General features: G+C 71.9%; 25 protein-coding genes. 5 read left to right on the top strand and 20 right to left on the bottom strand.

From position 1 onward, the window contains the following. Window positions 1-3 precede the first annotated feature (3 nt). Entirely contained in the window at window positions 4-432 is a 429-nt protein-coding gene (locus tag ACGH7X_RS20660) for a DUF6086 family protein (RefSeq protein ID WP_399886880.1), read from the top strand. Between the two features lie 12 nt (window positions 433-444). Here ACGH7X_RS20660 and ACGH7X_RS20655 read toward each other — a convergent pair whose 3' ends face one another. Beyond that, on the bottom strand, window positions 445-1,038 hold the full coding sequence (locus ACGH7X_RS20655) for a Uma2 family endonuclease (RefSeq protein WP_399886879.1): 594 nt from the start codon (window positions 1,036-1,038) through the stop codon (window positions 445-447). Between the two features lie 85 nt (window positions 1,039-1,123). Continuing rightward, on the bottom strand, window positions 1,124-1,633 hold the full coding sequence (locus ACGH7X_RS20650) for a GbsR/MarR family transcriptional regulator (RefSeq protein WP_399886878.1): 510 nt from the start codon (window positions 1,631-1,633) through the stop codon (window positions 1,124-1,126). A 106-nt stretch (window positions 1,634-1,739) separates the two neighbouring features. On the opposite strand from ACGH7X_RS20650, the gene ACGH7X_RS20645 reads away from it, so the two are divergent. Both ACGH7X_RS20645 and ACGH7X_RS20640 read left to right on the top strand, forming a co-directional pair. Next, window positions 1,740-2,681: an ATP-binding cassette domain-containing protein gene (locus ACGH7X_RS20645; protein WP_399886877.1), complete on the top strand. Its 942-nt coding sequence runs from the start codon at window positions 1,740-1,742 to the stop codon at window positions 2,679-2,681. Continuing rightward, a complete protein-coding gene (locus tag ACGH7X_RS20640; RefSeq protein ID WP_399886876.1) occupies window positions 2,678-4,330 on the top strand; it encodes an ABC transporter permease in 1,653 nt (550 codons plus the stop codon). Before ACGH7X_RS20645 ends, ACGH7X_RS20640 begins: the two co-directional genes overlap by 4 nt. Window positions 4,331-4,432: 102 nt before the next feature. Here ACGH7X_RS20640 and ACGH7X_RS20635 read toward each other — a convergent pair whose 3' ends face one another. Continuing rightward, a complete protein-coding gene (locus ACGH7X_RS20635) occupies window positions 4,433-5,875 on the bottom strand; it encodes an endonuclease/exonuclease/phosphatase family protein (protein ID WP_399886875.1) in 1,443 nt (480 codons plus the stop codon). A 167-nt stretch (window positions 5,876-6,042) separates the two neighbouring features. Between ACGH7X_RS20635 and ACGH7X_RS20630 the strand changes: the two genes are divergently transcribed. Continuing rightward, window positions 6,043-6,309 (top strand): hypothetical protein, encoded by a 267-nt coding sequence (locus ACGH7X_RS20630; RefSeq protein WP_399886874.1) that lies wholly within the window; start codon window positions 6,043-6,045, stop codon window positions 6,307-6,309. Here the strand turns inward: ACGH7X_RS20630 and ACGH7X_RS20625 are convergent. From ACGH7X_RS20625 to ACGH7X_RS20615, 3 genes are read right to left on the bottom strand one after another with little or no spacing between them, the layout of a single operon-like run. Then, window positions 6,292-7,521, bottom strand: a complete 1,230-nt coding sequence (locus ACGH7X_RS20625; RefSeq protein ID WP_399886873.1) for a cytochrome P450 — start codon at window positions 7,519-7,521, stop codon at window positions 6,292-6,294. The genes ACGH7X_RS20630 and ACGH7X_RS20625 overlap by 18 nt on opposite strands. A 39-nt stretch (window positions 7,522-7,560) precedes the next feature. Then, on the bottom strand, window positions 7,561-7,743 hold the full coding sequence (locus tag ACGH7X_RS20620; RefSeq protein ID WP_399886872.1) for a DUF397 domain-containing protein: 183 nt from the start codon (window positions 7,741-7,743) through the stop codon (window positions 7,561-7,563). Beyond that, complete coding sequence (locus ACGH7X_RS20615) at window positions 7,743-8,594, bottom strand: helix-turn-helix domain-containing protein (RefSeq protein WP_399886871.1); 852 nt, start codon at window positions 8,592-8,594, stop codon at window positions 7,743-7,745. Before ACGH7X_RS20615 ends, ACGH7X_RS20620 begins: the two co-directional genes overlap by 1 nt. A 236-nt stretch (window positions 8,595-8,830) precedes the next feature. Between ACGH7X_RS20615 and ACGH7X_RS20610 the strand changes: the two genes are divergently transcribed. Beyond that, window positions 8,831-9,268, top strand: coding sequence for an ATP-binding protein (locus ACGH7X_RS20610; protein WP_399886870.1), 438 nt, complete (start codon window positions 8,831-8,833; stop codon window positions 9,266-9,268). Here ACGH7X_RS20610 and ACGH7X_RS20605 read toward each other — a convergent pair. The 14 genes from ACGH7X_RS20605 to ACGH7X_RS20540 all read right to left on the bottom strand — a co-directional run bounded on the left by ACGH7X_RS20605 (window position 9,238) and on the right by ACGH7X_RS20540 (window position 23,710). Next, window positions 9,238-9,903, bottom strand: coding sequence for a response regulator (locus ACGH7X_RS20605; protein ID WP_399886869.1), 666 nt, complete (start codon window positions 9,901-9,903; stop codon window positions 9,238-9,240). The genes ACGH7X_RS20610 and ACGH7X_RS20605 overlap by 31 nt on opposite strands. After that, window positions 9,900-11,246, bottom strand: coding sequence for a sensor histidine kinase (locus tag ACGH7X_RS20600; RefSeq protein WP_399886868.1), 1,347 nt, complete (start codon window positions 11,244-11,246; stop codon window positions 9,900-9,902). The genes ACGH7X_RS20605 and ACGH7X_RS20600 overlap by 4 nt, the downstream gene beginning before the upstream one ends. A gap of 119 nt (window positions 11,247-11,365) precedes the next feature. Next, the gene (locus tag ACGH7X_RS20595) at window positions 11,366-12,052 is read right to left on the bottom strand and encodes a response regulator transcription factor (RefSeq protein WP_108987312.1); all 687 of its coding nucleotides are present in this window, start codon (window positions 12,050-12,052) and stop codon (window positions 11,366-11,368) included. Then, entirely contained in the window at window positions 12,049-13,473 is a 1,425-nt protein-coding gene (locus ACGH7X_RS20590; RefSeq protein ID WP_399886867.1) for a sensor histidine kinase, read from the bottom strand. The genes ACGH7X_RS20595 and ACGH7X_RS20590 overlap by 4 nt, the downstream gene beginning before the upstream one ends. Next, window positions 13,466-14,701, bottom strand: coding sequence for an acyltransferase (locus tag ACGH7X_RS20585; protein WP_399886866.1), 1,236 nt, complete (start codon window positions 14,699-14,701; stop codon window positions 13,466-13,468). The genes ACGH7X_RS20590 and ACGH7X_RS20585 overlap by 8 nt, the downstream gene beginning before the upstream one ends. Beyond that, the gene (locus ACGH7X_RS20580; protein ID WP_399886865.1) at window positions 14,694-15,683 is read right to left on the bottom strand and encodes an alpha/beta hydrolase; all 990 of its coding nucleotides are present in this window, start codon (window positions 15,681-15,683) and stop codon (window positions 14,694-14,696) included. The genes ACGH7X_RS20585 and ACGH7X_RS20580 overlap by 8 nt, the downstream gene beginning before the upstream one ends. Window positions 15,684-15,901: 218 nt before the next feature. Further along, on the bottom strand, window positions 15,902-16,843 hold the full coding sequence (locus ACGH7X_RS20575; RefSeq protein ID WP_399886864.1) for an alpha/beta hydrolase: 942 nt from the start codon (window positions 16,841-16,843) through the stop codon (window positions 15,902-15,904). A 151-nt stretch (window positions 16,844-16,994) separates the two neighbouring features. Further along, complete coding sequence (gene kynU / locus ACGH7X_RS20570; protein ID WP_399886863.1) at window positions 16,995-18,215, bottom strand: kynureninase; 1,221 nt, start codon at window positions 18,213-18,215, stop codon at window positions 16,995-16,997. Continuing rightward, window positions 18,208-19,023 carry a tryptophan 2,3-dioxygenase gene (locus tag ACGH7X_RS20565; RefSeq protein ID WP_399886862.1) on the bottom strand — a complete coding sequence of 272 codons (816 nt, stop codon included), beginning with the start codon at window positions 19,021-19,023 and terminating at the stop codon, window positions 18,208-18,210. Before ACGH7X_RS20565 ends, kynU begins: the two co-directional genes overlap by 8 nt. Window positions 19,024-19,171: 148 nt before the next feature. Next, window positions 19,172-19,585 (bottom strand): DUF3151 domain-containing protein, encoded by a 414-nt coding sequence (locus ACGH7X_RS20560; protein ID WP_217168836.1) that lies wholly within the window; start codon window positions 19,583-19,585, stop codon window positions 19,172-19,174. A gap of 40 nt (window positions 19,586-19,625) precedes the next feature. Continuing rightward, window positions 19,626-21,089 carry an MFS transporter gene (locus tag ACGH7X_RS20555; RefSeq protein WP_399886861.1) on the bottom strand — a complete coding sequence of 488 codons (1,464 nt, stop codon included), beginning with the start codon at window positions 21,087-21,089 and terminating at the stop codon, window positions 19,626-19,628. Between the two features lie 86 nt (window positions 21,090-21,175). After that, the gene (gene fbaA, locus ACGH7X_RS20550) at window positions 21,176-22,207 is read right to left on the bottom strand and encodes a class II fructose-bisphosphate aldolase (RefSeq protein WP_399886860.1); all 1,032 of its coding nucleotides are present in this window, start codon (window positions 22,205-22,207) and stop codon (window positions 21,176-21,178) included. A 146-nt stretch (window positions 22,208-22,353) separates the two neighbouring features. Beyond that, a complete protein-coding gene (pyrE, locus tag ACGH7X_RS20545) occupies window positions 22,354-22,902 on the bottom strand; it encodes an orotate phosphoribosyltransferase (RefSeq protein WP_399886859.1) in 549 nt (182 codons plus the stop codon). Between the two features lie 10 nt (window positions 22,903-22,912). Then, the gene (locus tag ACGH7X_RS20540; RefSeq protein ID WP_399886858.1) at window positions 22,913-23,710 is read right to left on the bottom strand and encodes an aldose 1-epimerase; all 798 of its coding nucleotides are present in this window, start codon (window positions 23,708-23,710) and stop codon (window positions 22,913-22,915) included.

Raw genomic sequence — 23,710 nt, 5'->3', positions numbered from 1 at the left:
TGCGTGAGCCAGTACTTCGACGTGGGCGACGAGACGCTGTGGAACCCGTCCAACGGGGCAGCGCGGCTGTTCCTGCGGCAGGTGGCCGTGTACGAGGCGGAGCTGGGCATCCCGTCCGGTGTCGGGGAGATGGTCAACGACGAGTGCCAGGTTGATCCCGGCGCCTACGAGAGGTTCGTGAACGCCCTGGTGGAGTGGCACCACGAGACCCACCACCGGATCATCCACGCCCTTTCCCGCGGCTTCGTCGCCACGGCCCTCGCCCTCGCGAACCGCGCGGGGGCCGAGGTGCGCTTCCCGGACGCCGACGACCACGACTCGTTGGAGGGGCGCACCGATGTGCAGGTGCCGGTGCCCGCGCGGGAGCGCTCGGAGTGGGAGGAGCACCTGCGCGAGCAGGCCACGGCCATCGAACGCGCCATGCCCCGCTGAGCCACGCCTGTGTCAGGGGGCCCGGAAGCCCGAAGTGTCCAGCAGACAGTCGAACGGGGCGGGGATGGGGAGTTTCTCGCCGAACGGCTTGGTGACGCGGACCTCGTAGATCCCCTCGGGGGTGGGGGAGCCGTGGACGATGGCCTGCTCCTTCTGCATGTCGAGGACCAGGTAGACGGGGACGCCTGCCCTTGCATACACCTTGACCTTGTCGGTCAGGTCGTTGTTCCGGGTAGCGGGAGAAGTCAGCTCAGCGACGAAGGACAGGCCCTCACCGTCCAGATGGTGGCCCTCCGTCTCGAAGACCCGCTCATCCGCCGCGTGAATATCCGGTCCGTAGGCGCACTCGTCTCCCGGGAACACATAGAGGAACGGCCCTCGTTCGATCACATGCGATTCGGGAAGGTGTACCTCCAGTTGCGCGCACACCAAGCGCATCACCCGGTGGTAGTAGCCCTTCGACCACGGCGACACGACGATGCTCCCCCTCATGATCTCGGCTCTGTAGCCGTCGGGTACAACCAGTTCGTCGAGGGCTGCCAGCAGTTCCTCGAAGCTCTGGTACTCAGTCCCGCTCATCGTCGGTCGCTCCGCCATGACTGTCATGATGCGCCCTCCCCTTGATGCGGACCAGTGGCAACTCAGTGCAGTCGCTCGCCTACGCATACGTGACCCGCTTTTCCGATCACCGTCAGCCCCGCCCGAACCGCTCCTCCCGGTGCACCCGCCAGCGCTCCATCATCGCGGCGATCTCCCCGTCGACGAACTCGAAGAAGGCGAGCGTCTCGGCCATGCGACGGCCCGCCGGGGTGCCGGCGCCGAGGCTGGTGACGCCCTCGCGCAGCGCGCTCTCCCACCGCTTGAGGATGGCCTCGCGGTTGGTGAGCGCCTCGTACCACTGGTTGCTGTGCACCCGGTAGCGCTCCCGGCGTGAACCGGGTTCGCGCTCGCGCGAGACCATGTGCTGCTGCGAGAGGTAGCGCACGGCGCCGGAGACGGCGGCCGGGCTGACCCGGAGCCGGTCGCCCAGTTCCGCGGAGGTCAGCGAACCCGAGTCGGAGGACAGCAGCGCGGCGAAGACCCGGGCCGGCATCCGCTGCATCCCGGCCTCGACGAGCTGGGCCGCGAAGCCTTCCACGAACTTGGACACCGCCTCGGGGTCGCGCCCCGGCCCTGCCGCTTCCGCTGGTTCGGTCGTCATCCGTCGATCATCTCTCACCGCTCGTCTCTCACCGTCCTGATGATCCTGACGATCCTGACGCTTCCTTAACTTCACAAGTTTCTGAAAGAAGCGTACTTTCCGAATCATGACGAAGGCAATCAGCGTCTCCGGACTCCACAAGTCGTTCGGACGCACGCACGCGCTGGACGGGCTCGACCTGGAGGTCGAGACCGGCGAGGTCCACGGGTTCCTCGGCCCCAACGGAGCCGGCAAGTCCACCACCATCCGCGTCCTGCTCGGCCTGCTGCGCGCCGACTCCGGCGCCGCGCAGGTGCTCGGCCGCGACCCGTGGGCGGACGCGGTGGAGGCACACCGCCGGATCGCGTACGTCCCCGGCGACGTGACGCTGTGGCGCAACCTCTCCGGCGGCGAGGTCATCGACCTCTACGGCCGGCTGCGCGGAGGGCTCGACACGGGGCGCCGGTCCGAGCTGATCGAACGGTTCGAACTCGACCCGACCAAAAAGGGCCGCACCTACTCCAAGGGCAACCGGCAGAAGGTCGCGCTCGTCGCCGCCTTCGCCTCCGACGTCGACCTGCTGATCCTCGACGAACCCACCTCCGGCCTCGACCCGCTGATGGAGGAGGTCTTCCAGAAGTGCGTCGAGGAGGAGCGCGAGCGTGGCCGGACGGTGCTGCTCTCCTCCCACATCCTCAGCGAGGTCGAGGAGCTGTGCGACCGGGTCAGCATCATCCGCAAGGGGCGGACCGTCGAGAGCGGCTCGCTCGCCGACCTGCGCCACCTGACGCGGACCAGCGTCACCGCCGAACTCGCGGGCGCCCCGGGCGGCCTCGGCCGCCTGCCGGGCGTGCACGACCTCGACGTCCAGGGCCACCGGGTCCGGTTCCAGGTCGACACCGACAAGCTGGACGCCGTACTCAGGTCGCTGAGCGAGTCGGGCGTGCGGTCGCTGACGACGACGCCGCCCACCCTGGAGGAGCTGTTCCTGCGGCACTACCAGGCGGACCCGGACACGGACCCGGACACGGACCCGGCCGCCGTCGCCGAGGAGGTGACCGCGCGATGACCGCCACCGCGTCCACCGCCGCCACGCCGGTGGCCCCGCGGTCGGGAGGCTCGCGCCAACTGGCGGGCACCGGCACGCTCCTGCGCTTCGCCCTGCTCCGCGACCGGGTGATGATCCCGGTCTGGGTCGGCGTGAACGCCCTCATGGTGCTGTCCATGCCGGGCACCATCAAGGGCCTGTACGGCACCGCCGCCGAGCGCGCCGACCTGATGCGGCAGATGGAGACCAACTCCTCGCTGCGGGCCATGGTCGGCCCCGTCTTCGACGACGACCTCGGCGCGCTCACCGCCTGGCGCGTCGGCCTGTACGCCGCCGCGCTCGCCGCCGTGATGAGCCTGCTGATCGTCGTACGGCACACCCGCGACGAGGAGGAGAGCGGCCGGCAGGAAGTGGTCGCGTCCGGCATGGTTGGCCGCCGGGCCTCGCTGACCTCGGCGCTGCTCGCGGCGGCCGTCGCCAACGCCGTCCTGGCGCTGCTGGTGGTGGCCGGGCTGGCCGCGCAGGGAGCGGTCGGCGCGCTGGCCCTCGGGCTCGGGATCGCGGGGGTCGGGATGCTCTTCGCGACCATGGCGGCGATCGTCGCCCAGCTGACCGAGAGCGCACGGCTGGCCCGGGGGCTGACGGCCGCGGTGCTGGGCGGTGCCTTCGTGCTGCGCGCGGCGGGCGACTCGGTCACGGATGGGGGCACCTCCCAGGCTTTCGGCACTGGGGGAGGCTCGTCGGTCCTGACGTGGGTGTCGCCGCTGGGCTGGCTGGAGAACCTGCGGGCCTTCGCCGGTGAGCGCTGGTGGGTGCTGCTGCTGATCGCCGGCGCGACGGTGGCGCAGGGGGCGGTGGCGTACGGGCTGGCCGGGCGCCGGGACCTCGGGATGAGCTTCCTGCCGACCCGGCCGGGGCCCGCCGCCGGGCGCCTGCGTACGGCCGGTGCGCTGGCCTGGCGGCTGCAGCGGGGCGGCGTCCTCGGCTGGAGCATCGGCTTCCTCCTCGCCGGGGTCGTCTACGGCGGGATGACGGAGGGCGCGGCCGATCTGGTCGGGGACAACGAGCAGGCCCGCCAGATCATCGAGCGGATGGGCGGCCAGGCCGGGGTCACCGACGCGTTCGTGTCCGCGATGGTCGGCATGCTCGGACTGATCGCCGCCCTGTACGTCGTGGCGTCGGTGCTGCGGCTCAGCGGCGAGGAGACCTCCGGGCGCGCGGAACCGGTGCTCGCGGGCGCGGTGGGCCGGCTGCGGTGGGCCGCGGGACACCTCGTCGTCGCCTTCGGCGGGGCGGCGCTCATCATGCTGCTCGCCGGGCTCGGTTTCGCCGCCGGGTACGGGCAGGACTTCGGGGCGATCCTGGGCGCGTGCCTGGTGCAGTTGCCGGCGGTGTGGGTGATCGGCGGGGCGGCGGTACTGCTGCACGGCGTGCTGCCGCGGGGTGCGGTGGCGGCGTGGGGCGTGGCCGGGGCGGTCCTGTTGCTCGGCTGGGTCGGCCCGGCGCTGGACGTGCCGCAGGCCGTGCTGGACGTGTCGCCGTTCGGGCACCTGCCGAAGCTGCCGGGCGGGGAGATGAGCTGGACGCCGGTGCTGGTACTGGTCCTGATCGCGGCGGTGCTGGTGGCGGCGGGTCTGGCGGGGCTGCGGCGGCGGGACCTGACGACCTGACCTCACGACGTGATCTGCCGACGTGACCTCACGACGTCACAGCCGGGAAGGGGCCCGCGGCTCTGGTCCGGGACGCCGTGAGCGCTCCGGACCAGGGGTGCGTCACCGTGCGGGCAGGACGAAGCGCGCCTGGATCGGATAGTGGTCCGAACGCCCCGCGTCGGCGGTCACGTCGCACGAGACGAGGGTCGCGTCGGACGGGGCGAACAGATAGTCGATCTTGATGCTCCGCGTGCCCAGCGGCTTCGTCGCCCGACCGTCACGGACCCGGGCCGCCGACCGCCCCTCGTCGCACTCCCTGTCCGCCGCGTAGGCGGAGGTGAGCACGTCCTTGGGGGTGTCGGGCGAGGCCGAGTCCGGCGGTACGGAGTTGAAGTCGCCGCCGTACACGGTTCGGTAGCCGGCCGGCGTGTACGAGTGGACGATGTCCTGCAGCATCGCCGCCTGTTCCCTGCGCTTCGTCCCGTCGGCGTCGTCCTGCGCCACACCGGCACTGAAGTGGGCCGTGCAGAACTGGAGCGCCTGGGCCGGGAGAACGGCGCACAGTGCGGTGCGCTGCTCCATGCGCACCCACGTGTCCCCGATGGTCCGGTTCTTCGGCGAGGGCAGGTCGTAGGACGCGTACCAGACGTTGGAGTCCGGCACGGCGAGCGCGATGCCGTAGGCGCCCCGGTCCGTCCAGCCCGCGCTTTCCGACCCTGCGTTGTTGCAGGTCCTCGCCGCCTTCACGGACGACCCGTCGACCTCGTACTTGATGGGCGCGAAGCGCACGTCCCACCCGGAGGAGGTCGCCTCCTCCAGCGCGTGTTCGATCTTCTTGGCGTGCGACTCGCAGAGCTCCTGGAGGAATACCGCCTTGTACTGGCCCGCGCCGGAGCCCAGCCGGGCGGCGATCTGGCTGCCCAGGGCGTCGCCGTCCACCCTGTGGTTGAGGCAGTCGCCGTTGTGATTGGCGCAGACGTTCCACGTCATGACCCGGAAGTCGGCGGCCGGGGCGGGGGCCGCGGGACTGGGCCGGGGTCCTTCGTCGCTCGCGTTCTCCTCACCGAGGTACACGAGCCGGAACTTCTCCCAGGAGCCCACCGAATCGGACCGCGCCCGCAGCAGTCCCCGGTCGGTGTCCGGGTCCTGCATCTCGGCGGTCACGTACTTGTAGCCGTCGTTCGTCCAGGCGCTGAGGGCGTAGGTGCCGTCGGCCTGCTTCTTCAGGTGCAGCTTCTCCCACTCGCCGACGGTCGCGCCACGGGCCCGGAGCAGGTTCTCGTGGCTGCCCGTGTCGTTCCGCTCGGTCGTGACGTAGTTTCCGTTGCCCTCGGAGCGGAGCGTGGCCGTCCACCCCTTGTCGTCGGTGTGCAGCGTGAACTTCTCCCAGGAGCCCAGGTCGTCGACGGAATCCGCGGCCGTGCGCGCGCGCAGCATGCCCTCCCTGTCACCCCCCGTGTCGACCTCCGCCGACACGTAGAGCCCTCCGGCACCGACGGACTGGAGGGCGTACTTGTCACCGGCCGTGACGGGAACCGGCCGGGCGGCTGCCTGTGCCTCCACGGTCGACATCGTTATCAGCGCGAACAGAGCCGAACACAGGACGGCCAAGTGCCGTGCTGTCCTTCTCATTTACCCCCACCTCAGTACATGCGTTGTCTGTGCGGGCACTGTATGTCGCGCCGGTGGGCGATGAAACCGACCGTTGGGATGGGAGCGTCAGGGCAGGTATGAGTCGGGATGCGGTGACGGGTGGTGGTTGTGCGGTCTCCTTGGTCGGGGCCGCGGGTGCGGTGGTCGTGTGGTGGCAGACCGCACGGACCCAGCGGCACCTGGGCAACGAGTTCGAGAACAACGGGCAGGACTTCGGCGCCGTCTTCACCGAACTGCCGTTGGTCTTCCTCGCCGGGGCCGTCGTGCCCGCCGTGGCGTGGGGGCTCGGCGCCTGGCTGCTGGGGCGGCGTCGACGCCCCCAGTCGTCACAGTTCCACGCGTAGCTGCGTCAGACCCCGCATCACGAAGTTCGGCCTGCGTTCCGGGTCCGCCGCCAGTCGCAGCGTCGGGGCCCGCTCCAGCAGGGACGTCATGGACGCCGCCAGTTCGATGCGGGCCAGCGGGGCGCCGATGCAGTAGTGGATACCGGCGCTGAAGGAGATGTGGGGGTTGTCCCGGCGGGTGATGTCGAGGCGGTCCGGGGCGGTGAAGACCGCCGGGTCGTGGTTGGCGGAGCCGAACAGCAGCGCGACCTCCGCGCCGCGCGGCAGGGTGGTCCCGTCGATCTCGATCTCGTCCAGCACCCAGCGTTCGAAGAGCTGGAGCGGGGTGTCGTAACGCATCAGCTCCTCGACCGCCGAGGGAACCAGGGAGCGGTCGGCGCGCAGGGCCGCCAGCTGGTCGGGGTGGCGGAAGAGGGCCAGCCAGCCGTTGGTCGTGGCGTTCACCGTGGCCTCGTGACCGGCGTTCAGGAGCAGGACGCAGGTGGAGATCATCTCCTGCTCGGTGAGGCGGTCGTCGTCCTCGTCGTGGGCCGCGATCAGGCCCGAGATCAGGTCGTCGCCGGGCTCCTTTCGACGGGAGGCGATCAGTGCGCGCAGGTAGTCGGAGAAGTCGAGCGAAGCGCGGACCGCCTTCGCCGCCGTCTCCTCGGACGGGTTCAGCTCGTACATCCCGCAGATGTCCGCCGACCAGGGCCGCAGCGGGGCACGGTCGGACTCCGGGATGCCCAGCATCTCGGCGATCACGGCCACCGGGAGCGGTTCGGCCACGTCCGTCAGCAGGTCGCCGCCGCCCGCCGCGACCAGCCGGGCCACCAGCTCGTCCGCCAGCCCGTGCACGTACGGCTTCAGCCGCTCCACCGTGCGCGGGGTGAACGCCTTCGACACCAGACGCCGGATACGGGTGTGGTCCGGCGGCTCCAAGTCGAGCATGCCGTGGTCGTTGAGTGTGTGGAAGGGCTCCTGCTCCGGCGGGGGCGGCGTGCGGCCGAAGTCCTCGTGCGTGAAACGGTGCTGGTACGTCCGGCCCAGGCGGCGGTCGCGCAGCAGCGCCGACACGTCCGCGTGGTGCGGGACCAACCACTGGTCGCTGGGCTCGTAGTAGAGCACGCGCCCCCGGGCCCGCAGCTCGGCGAAGGCGGGGTAGGGGTCGGCGACGAACGCCGGGTTCCAGGGGTCGAACGCGAGGTCGGACGCGTCGGTTTCAGCCGTCATGGACGGACCATAGGAAACGAGGAGCCTCGGCGGAAGCCCTCATCCCCGGGAGTGCCGCTTGATGCCCTCGATGAAGGCGGCGAAGGAGGGGGCGGGGATCGAGAGGGTGGCGCGGGTGGGGGCCTTGGAGTCGCGGATGGCTATGTGGGTGACCGACTCAGCGATCTCGACGCAGGCGTCGCCGTCGCCGCCGCCGGAGTGGCTGGACTTTCGCCAGTGCATTACAGCTCCTTCGTCAGACGGTGAATGAAGTCGCGCGACGCGGCGGCGTCCAGCGACGCCGCCCGCACTCTCCGGTGCAGCGTCCGAAGCTGTTCCAGCTGAGGCTGCGCATCGATGTACGCGGCGCCGGTGGGGGCGTCCCGAAGCGCTGTGTCCAACTGAGGCACCGGACCCCCCAAGTACAGCATGGAGGCTCCGGCACCGGCGAAGCCTTCGCGCTCGATCGGGATGACGCGCACCGCGGCCTGCCCTGCCTCGATCTTGTCGAGAATGAAGCGCAGTTGGGTGAGCGATGCCCGACGGTCGGCCACCATCACACGCAGAGCGAACTCATGCACGATCGTCTCGTACGGAGTCGGAGTTTCCCGCTCGATGACGGCCTGACGCTCCATCCGGTGCCGCACGCGCAGGGCCACATCATTCTCGGTCAGCTCGGGGCGCGTGTACGTGAACACCGAGCGGGCATAGTCGGCGGTCTGCAACAGCCCTGGAACGTAGTGGATCACAACCTCGCGCAAGAACGCCGCGTGGTGCTCGGCTTCGGCGCCATCCAGGAACACTGAAGGAAGCACGCCTCGGTACTCCTCCCACCAGCCGCGTGTACGGTCGGTCGCCACCGCGACGAGCGACTCAATCAATGCCGAGTCCGTGCATGCGTAGTTGGCCGCGAGGCGGCGCAGGCGTTTGGCGCTCACCCCTACGGTGCCGGACTCGATCTGGCTCATCTGAACAGCGTCAGCTTCCAACAGCTGCGCGGCTTCCTTAGCCGTAAGGCCTGTCGCTTCGCGCAACTTTCTCAGCTCAGCGCCCAACCTCGCCCTTCGCGCCGTGAGATGTCTCTTCGGCGGCAACCGGCGCCTCCTCGCTCCAACTTCCCTGCGGGCCTACCTCTTTCGAGCGCCAGAATACGGCAACAGGTTGCACTTTCCTAAGCATAGGAAATACCGTCGGTGACGCGACGCACACGCTGCGAAACCCCGGGGCGCCGGAAGCGCACCGCACCGTCCTGCCATGACGGATGCGGCATGGACACCGCCCGGAGGCCGCGCGTTCTCTCACCTCCCCTGCACCCGAACGGAGTTGCCGCATGCCCGAAGACGCGTCCTGGGAGTACTCCCTGTACATCCCCAACGACCCACGCGCAGTCACCGTCAGTCGGCGCACCCTGCGCCTGATCCTCACCATGCACGGACTGATCCGCCTCGTCGATGTCGCGGAACTCCTCGCGGCGGAGCTGATCGGCAACGCCGTACTGCACACCAAGGGCCCCGCCGCACTGCGGGTGCGCTGGTCGCCGCCGGAGACGCTACGGATCGGCGCGTGGGACGCGGACCCCGAACCGCCCGACGCTCCCGCCCGGTTGGCGGACGTGACCGACAGCGAGAGTGGCCGGGGGCTCGCTCTCGTCAGGGCCTGCTCCGACCTGTGGGGCTGGCAGCCGCTCTCCCGGTTCGGCAACAGGGGCAAATACGTATGGTGCGAGCTCGGTGCCGGTCAGCCCGGCGTGACCAGTCGCGCCTCGTAGGCGAAGACCGCGGCCTGGGTGCGGTCGCGGAGGCCCAGCTTCACCAGGATGCGGCTGACGTGGGTCTTGATCGTCGACTCGGCGACCACCAGCCGCTCGGCGATCTCCGAGTTGGACAGGCCCTGCGCGATCAGGACCAGGACCTCCGTCTCGCGCTCCGTCAGGTCGCCGTACGCCGCCTGCGCCGAGGGCATCAGGCGCGGGGCGTCGGAGAGCTTGGAGAACTCGGTGATCAGACGCTTGGTGATCGAGGGGGCGAGGAGGGCCTCCCCGGCCGCCACCACCCGGACACCGTCCGCGAGCTGGCGGGCCGAGGCGTCCTTGAGGAGGAAGCCGGAAGCACCCGCGCGCAGTGCCTGGTACACGTACTCGTCGAGGTCGAAGGTGGTAAGGACCAGCACCTTGGACGTGCTGTCCGCCGCCACGATCTCCCGGGTCGCCTCGATGCCGTTCAGCTCGGGCATGCGGATGTCCATCAGGACGACGTCCGGGGCCAGCTCACGGACCTTCGCCACCGCTTCCCGGCCGTTGACCGCCTCGCCGGCGACCTCGATGTCCGGCATCGCGTTCAACAGGACCGAGAAGCCCTCGCGCACCATCATCTGGTCGTCGGCGATCACTACGCGGATCGTCATGCTTCACCTTCGGTCTGCACGGTGACCGGCAGGAAGACCGCCACCTCGTACCCGCCGTCGTCCGTCGGTCCCGCCGTCATCTCGCCGTTCAGCATCGAGACGCGTTCGCGCATGCCGGTGATGCCGTGCCCGGCGCCGGGCGACGGTTTGACCAGAGTGTTCTGCGGGACGGCGGTGTTGACCACGCGCAGGCCCAGGCCGCCCAGGACGTAGGAGACCTCGACACGGGCCGTCGCGCCGGGCGCGTGCCGCAGGCTGTTGCTCAGCGCCTCCTGCACGATCCGGTACGCCGACAGCTCCACACCGGGCGGCAGCTCCCGCACCGCGCCGGTCACCGCCTTGTCGACCGCCAGACCCGCCTCGCGCACGTTGGCGAGCAGGGCGTCCAGGTCGGCGAGCGTCGGCTGCGGGGCGTCCGGGGCCTCGTAGTCCTCGGCGCGGACGACTCCCAGGACGCGGCGCAGCTCGGTGAGCGCCGCCACCGCGTTCTCCCGGATGGTGGCGAAGGCACGCTCCAGCTCCTCCGGCGGGTTCTCCACCCGGTAGGGCGCGGCCTCCGCCTGGATGGCGACCACCGACATGTGGTGCGCGACCACGTCGTGCAGCTCGCGGGCGATGGTGGTGCGCTCCTCGAGCAGGGTGCGGCGGGACCGCTCGTGCGCGGTGACCGTCTCCTGCGCCGTCACCTGCTGCCGGGCGTCGCGCCGGATGTGCCAGACCGATATCAGGAGCAGGGCGAAGGCGGTCAGCACCAGAAGCGGAGCGGAGTTGCCCGCGTAGTGACCGGCGCCCCAGACGGACTCGTTGAAGAATCCGTACGCCGCGGTCAGGGCCCACATCCACGCAGCCGTCCGAGCCCGGGTGCGTATCGCCACGATCACCAGGACCACCGTGTGGCACAGGAACGGGCCGGGCAGCCACGGCCACTCCCCCCAGCCGCTACTGAGCAGCGCGACCACGGGGGTGGCCGCCATGGACATCCAGAAGGCACCGACGGGCCGCACCAGGGTGGCCAGCACCGGGACCGCGCAGATCAACCCGGTCAGCAGGGTGAGCGGGCCGTCGGTCATGCCTTCCACCGTCCCGGCGTAGAAGCACAGGAGGGCGAGGGCGGCCACCACGGCGTGCGGGAGCCGAGCCGCGTGGGGCTTCAGCCGGCCCGGCAGTCGGCGGACCACCGGGCCGTCCGCGCCCGGGCGGTGCAGCGGTCGGTAGGCGAAGGCGTCGTGGAACAGATCCTCGCGCAACCCGCTCAGGGCGTTCATCGCCAGCCGGTACTCGGGGCTGCGCGATCCGCCGCCGTCTCCGGCAGGCGCGGTCCGCATCTGGGTCGTCTCGGTCACGTTGGCAACCGTAGGCGCAGCGGACGTACGACGTCGTCACCTGTGAGAGGGGTCCTGGGGCATCCGTCTCAAGTACTACGGAGAAACACGGGGGCGGTCCGCGCGCCTGTCACGGGGGCTCAGTATCCCGAGGGACGCACGAGACCCGACTCGTACGCGAACACCGCCGCCTGCGTGCGATCCCTGAGGCCCAGCTTCACCAGGATCCGGCCCACATGGGTCTTCACGGTCTGCTCGGCGACCACCAGCCGCTGGGCGATCTCCGCGTTCGACAGGCCCTGCGCGATCAGCGCGAGCACCTCCGTCTCCCGCTCGGTCAGCTCACCTACCCGGGCCTTCAACGGGGCGCGCGGCCGGTCGTCCAGCCGGGAGAACTCGGCGATCAGCCGCCGCGTGATCCCCGGCGCGAGCAGCGCGTCACCGGCGGCCACCACCCGGACCGCCTCGGCGAGCTGGTCGGCGGACGCGTCCTTCAGCAGGAAACCGGAGGCCCCCGCTCGCAGCGCCTCGTACACGTACTCGTCGAGGTCGAAGGTGGTCAGCACCAGCACTCTGATCTCCGGGGTCGCCCCGGTGATGCGCCGGGTGGCCTCGATGCCGCCCAGCTCGGGCATGCGGATGTCCATCAGGACGACCTCCGGGGCCAGCTCCGCGACCTTGGCCACGGCGTCCAGACCGTCCACCGCCTGCCCGATCACCTCGATGTCGGGCTGGGTGTTGAGCAGCACGGTGAAACCCTGCCGGACCATCTGCTGGTCGTCGGCGATCAGCACGCGGATCACGCGGCCGTTGCTGCTGGTCGTCATGGGGAGTCGTCCTCGGTGAAGTGGTCGATGGAGTGGTCGGTGAGGTGGTCGATGGAGTGGTCGGTCGGGTGGTCGCCGGAGTCGTCCGTGGCGGGGTCGGTGCCGTCGGCCGGCAGGAACGCCGCCACCTGGTAGCCGCCGTCCGGCAGCGGGTGCGCCGTCAGGGTGCCGTCGAGCATCGCCACCCGCTCCCGCATGCCGAGCAGCCCGTGCCCGGCCCCCTGCGACGGGCCCGGTGCGCGCTTCGGCCGGGTGTTGGAGACCTCCACACGCAGCCCGATCGGAAGGTGGGTGAGGTGGACCCGGGCACTCGCGCCCGGCGCGTGCCGCAGCACGTTGCTGAGCGCCTCCTGCACGATCCGGTACGCCGACAGCTCCACGCCGGGCGGCAGCGGTCTGCGCGTCCCGCTCGTACCGGTGGTGACGGTCAGCCCGGCGGCCCGGGTGTTCTCCACCAGCGCGTCGAGCCGGTCGAGGGTGGGCTGCGGAGCGTGCGGGGCGGTGTCGCCCCCCTCGGGCGCCTCCAGCGCGTCCGGGTGCTCGGAGCGCAGCACGCCCAGCACCCGGCGCAGCTCGGTGAGCGCCTCCAGCGCGTTCTGCCGGATGCCCGCGAGGTTCTCCCTCAGCTCGTCCGGCGGGTTCTCGACGAGGTGCGGGGCCACCTGGGCCTGGATGGAGATCACGGACATGTGGTGGGCGACCACGTCGTGCAGCTCCCGCGCGATACGGCTGCGCTCCTCCAGCAGGGTGCGCCGGGCCCGCTCCTCGGCGGTCAGCGAGGTCTGCTGCGCCAACTGCGTGCGGGCCACCCTGCGGCCGCGCAGGGCCATGCCGAGGACGACGACGACCGCGAACAGGATGACGGCGAGCTGGCCGGTCGGCAGGTAGTTCGGCGCGCCCACCAGGCCCTGCACGACATAGGTGCAGAGCGCGGTCAGGGTCAACGCCTCCACGGACACCCGGGTGGTGACCCGCAGCGCCAGCAGGAGCATGACGAACAGGTGCCCGATGAGTCCGGCGGCGGTCCAGGGCCAGGTGAACTCGTAGCCGCCCGGAATCATCTCGGCCCGCACGGCGAAGGCGCCCACCAGCATGCCCGCCATCGACAACCACCACGCCGCGACCGGCCGCCACAGCGCGAACACCATCGCGCCGGCCTGGGCGACACCGATCAGGAAGGCGAACCCGGGATCGACCCCGCCGTTGTCCCCGAGCTGGGCGGCGTCACCCAGCAGCACCCCGAGCGCCGCCAGACACACCACCCCGTGCGGGAACCAGCGCAGCCACACCGACGGCGGCAGCGGGTCCGCCCGCCAGGTCCACAGGTCTTCGTAAAGCACGCGCAGGATGCGCTCGGCCCGGGCCCGGGACCAGGCCCATTGCCGTTTCCCCCATCGCGTCACAGGCTCCACCCTAGACATGACGTGCACCCGCCGTACTCGTCCGGCCTTGGGGACGGTGTGTACGGACGACCCGGGAGCGGCGCGGGCCACCACCACGCTCGCAGGAGCGGAAGGTGGCCCAGCAGCCGGCCAGGACCAGCGCGAACACCGGGAGCCAGGCGAGTCGGGCCGCGACCCAGTCCAGGCCGTCGGGAACCGTGTGCAGGCCGGGCAGCCGGCCAACGAGGAGGCCGGTGGCCGTGGTCGCCATCAGCGCGGTCTGGTGCCAGAGGAAGATCGTCATCGCGGAGAGGTTGACCAGCGCGACCGCGGCCCAGGCGACGGGACGCCGCATCGCACGGCGCAGCCGCCCGCGCAGCAGCAGGGCGAGCCCGCACTGCGCCAGGCCGAAAGTGACGGCGGCCAGGGTCGGCGGGTTGAGGTTCGACACCGACGCGCCGGGGACACCGACCATCGACGCCGGGTAGCCCGCCCAGGCGACGAGCGCCGCGGTCGCCGCCGTACCGCCGGTGAGCAGGACCCAGCCCGCGCGGCGGCGGTCCAGCTCGCCGCGGGTCCAGGCGGCGCCGAGGGAGTAGGGGACCAGCCAGCCGGCCGCGAGGTTGATCCAGCCGAGCCAGGACGGTGCGCCGAAACCGAAGCGCAGCAGGTCTATGTGGAGGACGACGACCAGCGGCCACAGCGGATGCAACCGGGTCAGCAACGGCGTCGCAGCGGTCAGCGCGGCGTAGACCAGCAGGAACCACATCGGGGACAGGGCCAGCTTCACCAGCGTGTGGACCGTCGTGAACTCCGCGCCGGTCAGGAGCAGCAGCGCCGCCGTCACCGTCCACAGGCCCAGCACGGCGAGGACCGGCCGGAAGAGGCGGGACAGCCGGGCGCTCACCCAGCGGCCGTAGGACTCGCCCCGGGCACGGGCCGACGCGTATCCACGGGTGGCGACATGGCCGCCGACCAGGAAGAACACGGCGAGCGTCTGGAACGCCCAGGAGACCGGGGCCAGCCAGGGCATGTCCCCGAGCGGGCTGGCCGCGTGCAGGCTGTTGCCGTCGGCGACCAGGGCCGTCACCAGCCAGTGCCCGAGGACCACCCCGAGGATGGCGAAGGCGCGCAGGGCGTCGACGGCCCGGTCCCGCGACACCGGCGTGGCGGCGTCCACGCGGGCGGCGGTGCGGCGCAGGGCACCGCGCGGTGGGGTCGGCCGCGCGACCGGGTGCGTGAGGAAAGCCGCGGTCAGGTCAGTCATGGGTCACCTCCGTGGTCTCGCCCAGGGCGATCCGGGCCAGGTTCGTCAGGGAGAGGGAGCCGGCGTCGAAGTAGTCGCTGTGGCCGCCGTCGCCGGCGTCGAAGACGCGGGCGCCGAAGTCCGGGGAGACCGGGTCGGTGCCGAAGCCGACCGTGGTGCCGAACAGGTCCGCGCTCGCGTGCGGAATGTGCTCCACCCAGTCGTCGGCACCCCGCGCCGCCCATATCCGGGCGCCGGTGTGCAGGCTCGCGGCGGTGTCGGCACCGGTGCCGGGGCTGCCGACCAGGGCGATGTCCGCGACGTCCAGGCCGTCGGCCGCGCGGGCGCAGACCACCGAACCGTAGGAGTGGCAGAGCAGGGCCAGGCCGGTGCCGGGGCCGGTGATCCGGCGCAGGTCGGCCACCAGGGCGCGCAGCTCGGGGGCGGCCCCGTCGGCGCGGTCGGTCGTGGCGACCGTGGTGCTGATCGTGCCCGGCGTCTCGTAGCCCAGCCAGGCCACGACGGCCGTGCGCGTCCCCGCGGGGGCCTCGGCGACGAGCTGCCGGTGCAGGGCGAGGGCGGCGGCGCGGAACCGGCCGTACGTGTCGAGGCCGGTGTCGGAGCCCGGGACCAGAACGGCGACGCGGTCGGCGTGCGCCAGGTCGCCGAAGACCTCGGTGGCCAGTCCGGCGCCCCGGCCGTCGAAGGCGAGCAGACGCCGCGACGAGCCGGCCATCGAACGGTCCGACGCCGCGCGGTGCCGGTCGCCGTGACCGGCGGCCATCCGGGAGGCCTCCGCCGCGTTGGCCCGGTTGGCGGCGTATATGTCGTCCAGCGTGGCCGCCGTCGGGGCCGCCGGCACGGCGGGGGCCGGGGCGGGGATCTGGGGCCGCGCGGCAGCCGAGAGGGGGAACACGACGGCACCGGCGATGAGGGCGGCGCAAGCGGCGCGGCGCCAGCTGCCCACGCGCCGCCGCCAACGTACCGTCGTCCCGGGCCTCATGGCCGCTCCCCTCCAGCGCGCCCGTCCATCGGGCGTGTCTGAAGGGGAAGTTATGAATCGAGCCGGGTAACCCGCGTCCCGCCAGGGAACTCACCTGGCGGCTAGCTCTCAGGTATTACGGGTACGGGTGCGACACCCGCCCCCTGCTCATCCGAGCGGGCCGTGAACACTTTCCCGGAAAGTGTTCACGCTTTTCATGACACACCCTCCCCGCCCGCTCACCAGGCCAACTGCGCGATCTCCTCCGCGACCACCGCGCACGCGTCCGCCGCCGGGTCGATCAGCGGGTAGTGGCCAACGTCCTCCAGCAGCGTCACACCCACCACCTCCCCGGCCTTCGCCGCCGCGTCGGCGTACGCCTCGGCGACCGCCTGCGGAACGTCCACGTCGGCACGGCCCTGGACGAGGGTCGTCGCGATCCCGGTGGGCAGCAGCAGAGCGGGGTCGGCATAGGGCCGTCGCTCCGCGAACGCCTCCGCTCCTCCCAGGAGTTGCCGCGCCGCGCCACCGCACACGTCGAGCTCGTCGGCGACCTCGAAGTCGGCGATCGGCGCGAGGGCGACCACACCGCGCAGCGGCGCCGGACGGTCGGTGCGCCACGGGGCGTCGGCCGGCAGCAGGTGCCGGGCGGCCGCCCACAGGGCGAGATGGCCGCCGGCGGAGTGGCCGGTGAGCACCACACGGCGCGCGTCGGCCCCCGGCAGGTGCCGCCGTACCAGCCCCGGCAGGGCGTCCAGCGCCGCGGCCACGTCGTCGAAGGTGTCGGGCCAGCGCCCGGCGACCGGATCGCCGACCGGACCCCCGGCCCGCGCACCGGAGCCCTCCGCGCCCGCGGCCTCCCCGCCCCCGCCCTGCGCACCGCGCCGGTACTCCACACTGGCCACGGCGAGGCCCCGCCGGGCCAGGAAGCCGGCGAACGGACTGACATGACGCCGGTCGTAGGGAGCGCGCCACGAGCCTCCGTGCAGGACCACCACGACGGGAGCGGCCTCACCCGGACCCGCCGCTCCGCGCGGCACGTAGAAGTCGATCACCTGGTCGGGGTGGTCGCCGTAACCGGCGGTGCTGTCGGGCTCGACCGCCGGGTGGGAGAAGGCCGATTTCTCCTCCGCGGCGTCCCTCGCTGCAGCGGTGCCCGGTTCTGCGGCGGCGTCCGGCATGCTCAACCTCTCAGCGACGAAACGGTGTTGGCGGACCGGGAGAATGAAATCGGCCGTTGCCGGGACGGTATCAGGCCGATGACGTGCGCGAACATGGGGATGTGACGCTGGGTGAGGACCGGACGGCCCGCCCGGCCCTCACCCCCGCGACTCAGCGCACCAGCGTCCGAGCCAGCACCCGCGCCGCCCGCTCCACGTCCGCGAAACCGACGTACAGCGGGGTGAAGCCGAAGCGCAGCACGTCCGGGGCGCGGTAGTCCCCGACCACCCCGCGCTCGATCAGCCGCTTCATCACCTCACCGGCGTCGTCGCAGCGCAGCGCGACCTGACTGCCCCGCTCCGCGTGCGCCGCCGGCGTCAGCGACTCCACCCGGCCGTCCGGGACGTACGCCCCGACACAGCGCAGGAAGAAGTCCGTCAGCGCCAGGGACTTGGCGCGCACCGCCGCCACCGAGACCTCCGCCTCGTCCCACACGTCCAGCGCCGCCTCCAGGGCGAGCAGGGACAGGATGTCCGGCGTGCCGACCCTGCCGCGCACCGCACCGGAGGCCGGGGCGTACGCGGGCCGCATGCCGAAGGGCTCGGCGTGCGAGTTCCAGCCCGGCAGCGGGGAGTCGAAACGGTGCTGGAGGTCGCGGCGCACGTACAGGTACGCGGGCGAACCGGGGCCGCCGTTGAGGTACTTGTAGGTGCAGCCGACCGCCAGGTCGACACCGTGCTCGTCGAGCCCGACCGGCAGCGCGCCCGCGCTGTGGCACAGGTCCCAGACGACGTACGCCCCCGCCGCGTGCACCGCGGCCGTGAGCGCGGGCAGGTCGTGCAGCCGGCCCGTGCGGTAGTCGACGTGGTTGAGCAGGACGGCGGCGATCCGGTCCCCCCGGTCCGCCAGCGCCGAAGGCACCTCGGCCGGGACGACGGGCCGCAGCGTGCACCCCGTCATCCGGGCCGCGGACTCGGCGATGTACCCGTCCGTGGGGAAGGTGGTGGCGTCGACGAGGACCTCGTCCCGGCCCGAGCCCTCCTCCCGTGCCATGCGCACGGCGGCGACGAGGGCCTTGAAGACGTTCACGCTCGTCGAGTCGCCCACCACGACCTGCCCGGCCGCCGCCCCGACCAGCGGGGCGATCCGGTCGCCGATCCGCTCGGGGGCGGTCCACCAGCCGCTCTCCTCCCAGGACCGGATGCGCAGCTCGCCCCACTGACGCCGTACGACGTCCTCCACGCGCGCGGGGACGTGCGCCGGGAGGGCGCCCAGCGAGTTGCCGTCCAGGTACGTCACGTCGTCGAGGACGAAACGCTCGCGCAGGGCCGCGAGCCCGTCCGCGGCGTCCAGCCGCTCCGCCTCGCCCGCGAGGCCCACCGGCTCAGACATACGACCGCGCCGTCCACAGCTCGGGAAAGACATTGCCCCGGGCCCGCTTCTCCAGCCAGGCCACCCCGGCCGAGCCGCCGGTGCCGGTCTTGGAGCCCATCGCGCGGCGGGTGGCGACCAGGTGGTCGTTGCGCCAGCGCCACACCAGCTCGGCGACGTCGGTGAGGGCCTCGCCGAGGCGGGCCAGTTCGCCGTTCTGGTCGCCGGAGTAGACGGCCGTCCAGGCGGCCTCGACCTCGGGTGCCGCCTCGTACTTCTGGGTGACGTCGCGCTGGAGCACGGCGTCCGGGACGTCGTAGCCGCGCCGGGCGAGCAGCCGGACCACCTCGTCGTACAGGCTCGGCTCGTGCAGCGCCTTCTCCAGTTCCGCGTGGACGCGCGGGGCGCCGCGGTGCGGGACGAGCATGGACGCGGACTTGTCGCCGAGCAGGAACTCCAGGCGGCGGTACATCGCCGACTGGAAGCCGGAGCCCTCGCCGAGGGCGGACCGGTAGGAGTTGAACTGGGCCGGGGTGAGCTGCCCCAGGGGCGTCCAGGAGGCGTTGAGCGCCTCCAGCTCCCGCACCGAGCGCTTGAGCGCGTCGGTCGCCACCGGGATCCGGTCCTCGCGCAGGGCGCGGGCGGCGGTCTCCCATTCGTGGACGATGACGGTGAACCACAGCTCCATGACCTGGGTCGTGACCAGGAAGACCATCTCTCCGGGATCGTCGGAGAGGGTGTGCTGGAGGTGGGTGAGCACGTCCGCCTTGACGTAGTCCTCGTACGGCGTGCTGCCCTCGAAGTCGAGATTCGGGGCTTCGTGGGACATCGCTGTCTCCTGATGTGCACGGGTAGCGGTCCGCCCTGCCGTTACCGGCACGGGGCCCCGGTCCCCAACGGCATCCTCCGCAATCGTCGCAGGAAACCGCAAGGCCCGCCTGCGCACGGCAGGCGGGCCAGGAGGTATCCGTTCCGGTTCAGCCCAGCACTTCGGCGGCCGCCGGCGAGGAGTCCTTCAGGAACTGGCTGCAGCGCTCGTACTCCTCCTTCTCGCCGATCGCCTGGGCGGCGCGGGCGAGGGCGTGCAGGGCGCGCAGGAAGCCGCGGTTCGGCTCGTGCTCCCAGGGCACCGGGCCGTGCCCCTTCCAGCCGCTGCGGCGCAGGGAGTCCAGGCCGCGGTGGTAGCCGGTACGGGCGTACGCGTACGACTCGACGACGCTGCCCCGCTCGAACGCCTCGTCGGCCAGCCGGGCCCAGGCGAGCGAGGACGTCGGGTACTTCGCGGCGACGTCGGCGGGGGAGGTGCCGCCGGCCAGCAGCTCGCGCGGCCCGGGGTCGTCGGGGAGGTGGGTCGGGGGCGGTCCCCCGAGGAGGTTCTCGTGAATGGACATGGGACAAGTCTGCGGCATGTGCCACGTTCCGCCGGACGAGTCAGGACGCCTGGGCGCCCCGCTCCCCCTCCAGCGGCGGCGCCATGACCGAGCCGTGGGTACGGCACTCGGGCCGGCGGCAGTCCGGCGCCGGGCGGCGCACCGTCGTGAAGGCGATCACCGAGCCTGCCACCAGGACGCCCGCGCAGATCAGCATCGCCGGTCCGAACGCGTCGTCGAACGCCCGAGGGGACCGGTAGGCCTCCTCCCCCATGCCCGTGAGCAGGGGCAGCGCGGCGACCGCGACGAGGCCCGCCGCACGGGCCGCCGCGTTGTTGATGCCGCTGGCGAGACCGGCCCGCGCGGTGTCCACGGCGGCCAGCACGGTCGCCGTCAGCGGGGCGACCAGCGTGACCATGCCGAGGCCCAGCACCAGCAGGGCGGGCAGCACGTCGGCGACGTACGAGGCACCCGGTCCGACCCGCAGCATCAGCACCATCCCGGCCGCGCACAGCAGCGGACCCACGCTGAGCTGGAGCCGCGGACCGAGGCGCTCGGCGAGTTCGCCGGAGCGGGCCGAGAGCAGCAGCATCAGGACGGTGGTCGGCAGCAGGGCCGTACCGGCGGCCAGGGCGGACCAGCCGACGACGACCTGGAGCTGGAGCACGGCGAGGAAGAAGAAGCCGCCGAAGGCCGCGTACACGCACAGCGTGACCACGTTGACCGCCGTGAACTGACGGGAGGCGAAGACGTCCAGCGGCATCATCGGATCCTTGCCGCGCCGCTCGACGAGGACGAAGGCCAGCGCGGCCACCACCCCGGCCACCGCGCTCAGCGCCACCGCCCAGGACGCCGTACGCGCCTCGATCAGCGCGTAGGTGAGCAGCGCGAGGGCCGCCGCGCACAGGACCGCGCCGGGTACGTCGAAGCGCGAGTGGGCGCGCTCGTCCGAGGACTCGGGCACGTGCCGCAGCGCGACCGGGGCACACAGCAGCGCCAGCGGCACATTGAGCAGGAACACCCAGCGCCAGCCCGCGCCGTCCACCAGCCAGCCCCCGAGGAACGGCCCCACCGCCGCGCCCACGCCCCCGAACCCCGACCACAGGCCGACCGCACGCCCCCGGTCGTCGGCGTGGAAGGAGGCCTGGATGAGGGCCAATGAACCGGGTGTGAGCAGTGCCCCGCCGATGCCCTGGAGGGCGCGGGCGGTGATCAGGACCCCGGTGTTCGGCGCGAGGCCGCACGCCAGGGACGCGACGGCGAACCACAGCACGCCGACGACGAAGATCCGACGGCGTCCGAACCGGTCGCCGAGGGCGCCGCCGAGAAGGATCAACCCGGCCAGCGTGACCAGGTAGGCGTTGACCGTCCACTGCAGGACGGCGAGGTCAGCGTCGAGATCGCGGCCGATGCGGGGCAGCGCGACGTTGACGACGGTCGAGTCCAGCAGGGCCATGCTGGAGCCGAGGACGGTGGTCAGCAGGATCCACTTGCCTTGCGGCGAGGCCAGCCGGACATCGGGCATGCCCCAGGTATACAGCGAGCCCGGCGCCGTCGGCACCGGGCTCGTGGAGGCGGTCGGGTGACCGCCGGAGAACTACTTGATCCCCGCTACTTGATCCTCGTGCCCGCGGAGCGCAGGTGACCGCAGGCCTCGACGACGCGCGCGGCCATGCCGGCCTCGGCCAGCTTGCCCCAGGTGCGCGGGTCGTAGGTCTTCTTGTTGCCGACCTCGCCGTCGACCTTCAGGACGCCGTCGTAGTTGCGGAAGACGTGGTCGACGACCGGACGCGTGAAGGCGTACTGGGTGTCCGTGTCGATGTTCATCTTGACCACGCCGTTCTCCAGCGCGGTCGCGATCTCCTCGGCGGTGGAGCCGGAGCCGCCGTGGAAGACGAAGTTGAACGGCTTGCTGCCGGCCGGCTGACCGTACTTGGCGGCGATGCCCTCGTTCAGGTCCTTGAGCAGGTCGGGGCGGAGCACGACGTTGCCCGGCTTGTACACGCCGTGCACGTTTCCGAAGGACGCGGCGAGCAGGTAGCGGCCCTTCTCGCCCAGGCCCAGGGCCTCGACGGTGCGGATCGCGTCGTCGACCGTGGTGTACAGGGAGTCGTTGATCTCGTGGGAGACGCCGTCCTCCTCGCCGCCGGTCGGGGTGATCTCGACCTCGAGGATGATCCTGGCGGCGCGGGCGCGCTCCAGCAGCTCGGTGGCGATGGAGAGGTTGTCGGCCAGGGTCTCGGCCGAACCGTCCCACATGTGCGACTGGAACAGCGGGTTGCGGCCGGCCTTGACGCGCTCCTCGGAGACCGCCAGCAGCGGACGCACGTACCCGTCGAGCTTGTCCTTCGGGCAGTGGTCGGTGTGCAGGGCGACGGTGACGTCGTACTTCTCGGCGACGATGTGCGCGAACTCGGCGAGGGCGACGGCGCCCGTCACCATGTCCTTGTTGTGCTGGCCGCCCAGGAACTCGGCGCCGCCGGTGGAGATCTGGACGATGCCGTCGCTCTCCGCCTCCGCGAAACCGCGCAGGGCGGCGTGCAGCGTCTGGGAAGAGGTCACGTTGATGGCGGGGTAGGCGAACTTTCCTGCCTTCGCCCGGTCCAGCATCTCGTTGTAGACCTCGGGAGTTGCGATGGGCATCTGTCCGCTCCTTGTATGTGCGGGTGGGCGCGTGTTGTTGCTTATGGCCCTGACCTAGGACTGGGGGGCGACGTCATCGTCGGCCCCATCCTTCCAGACGAACCGGGAATACCCGAGTGGACCTCGGTGCGGGCTCCGGTCCCGGCTCAGTCCAGGCCCAGTTCGTCCTTGTCGTAGGCGTACCGGTACGGCACTCCCGCGCCGTCCTGGATCTTCTCGGCGGCGCCGGTCGCCCGGTCGACGATCGTGGCGACGCCGACGACCTCCGCGCCGGCCTCGCGCACGGCCTCGACGGCGGTCAGCGGGGAGCCGCCGGTGGTGGAGGTGTCCTCGACGACCAGGACGCGGCGGCCCCGGATGTCCGGTCCCTCGACGCGCCGCTGGAGCCCGTGCGCCTTGGCGGCCTTGCGGACGACGAACGCGTCCAGCCTGCGGCCGCGCGCGGCGGCGGCGTGCAGCATGCTCGCGGCGACCGGGTCGGCGCCCATGGTGAGCCCGCCGACCGCGTCGAAGTCCAGGTCGGCGGTCAGGTCGAGCAGCACCTGTCCGACCAGCGGCGCGGCCTCGCCGTCCAGGGTGATGCGGCGCAGGTCGACGTAGTAGTCGGCCTCCAGACCCGAGGAGAGGGTCACCTTGCCGTGCACCACGGCCTTGTCCTTGATCTGCTGCAGCAGCTCGCCGCGTACGTCCGTCATGTACCCGAGTTTAGAGGCGGCGCCAGGCCCAGGTCGTGGTGGCCTCCAGCGGCTCCAGGGGTGTGACCAGGCGCGGGAGGGTGTTCAGGCCGTTGGGCGGCCCGGTCTGCGGCTCGACGCAGACGGCGGCCTCCTGCTCGTCGTACACCACCACCCACCGCTCGGGGCTGGTCACCTTCAGCTCCAGCCACCCGGGCCAGGTCAGCGTGACGTCGACGCCGTCCGGCATGCCGAAGCAGTCGTCCCACGGGCCCGGCTTCGGATCGACGCGGTTGCCGGTGGGCAGGTGGTCGTCGCCGCGCTCCTCCTGCCAGGCGGGGTCGAAGGCGATCTCGGCGCCCGGCCCGTCCGCGCCGTCGAGGGTGCGGTTGAACCACGGGTGCCAGCCGATCTGCGCCGGGAAGGACGACTCGTACGTCTCCACGGCCGTCGTCAGCGTCAGCGCGTCCTCGGCGAGGCCGATCACCTGGGTGACACGGCCGCTGTAGGGCCAGGGGGCGGTGAGGTCGTACGTGATGACGGCCTCGTTCGCGGTGACGCGGGCGGTGCGCCAGGCGGCGTCGCGGGCGGTGCCGTGGATGGCGTGCGGCGGGGAGTTGAGGGGCATCTGGTGGACCGCGGCGCCGTCGCTGAAGCGGCCGTCGCGGATGCGCCCGCACCAGGGGACCATCGGGAAGCAGCCGTAGCGCTCGCCCTGGCGGAGCAGCTCCGTGCCGCCGACGCGGAGTCCGCCGATCCGGCCGCCGTTGCCCGGCAGCACGGTCGCCTCCGCGTCACCCGCGGTCAGCGTGATGGGTTCGTTACTCAC

The sequence above is a fragment of the Streptomyces sp. BBFR51 genome (genome assembly GCF_044591655.1).
GTDB lineage: Bacteria > Actinomycetota > Actinomycetes > Streptomycetales > Streptomycetaceae > Streptomyces.
This window is presented reverse-complemented; position numbering and strand designations above follow the sequence as displayed.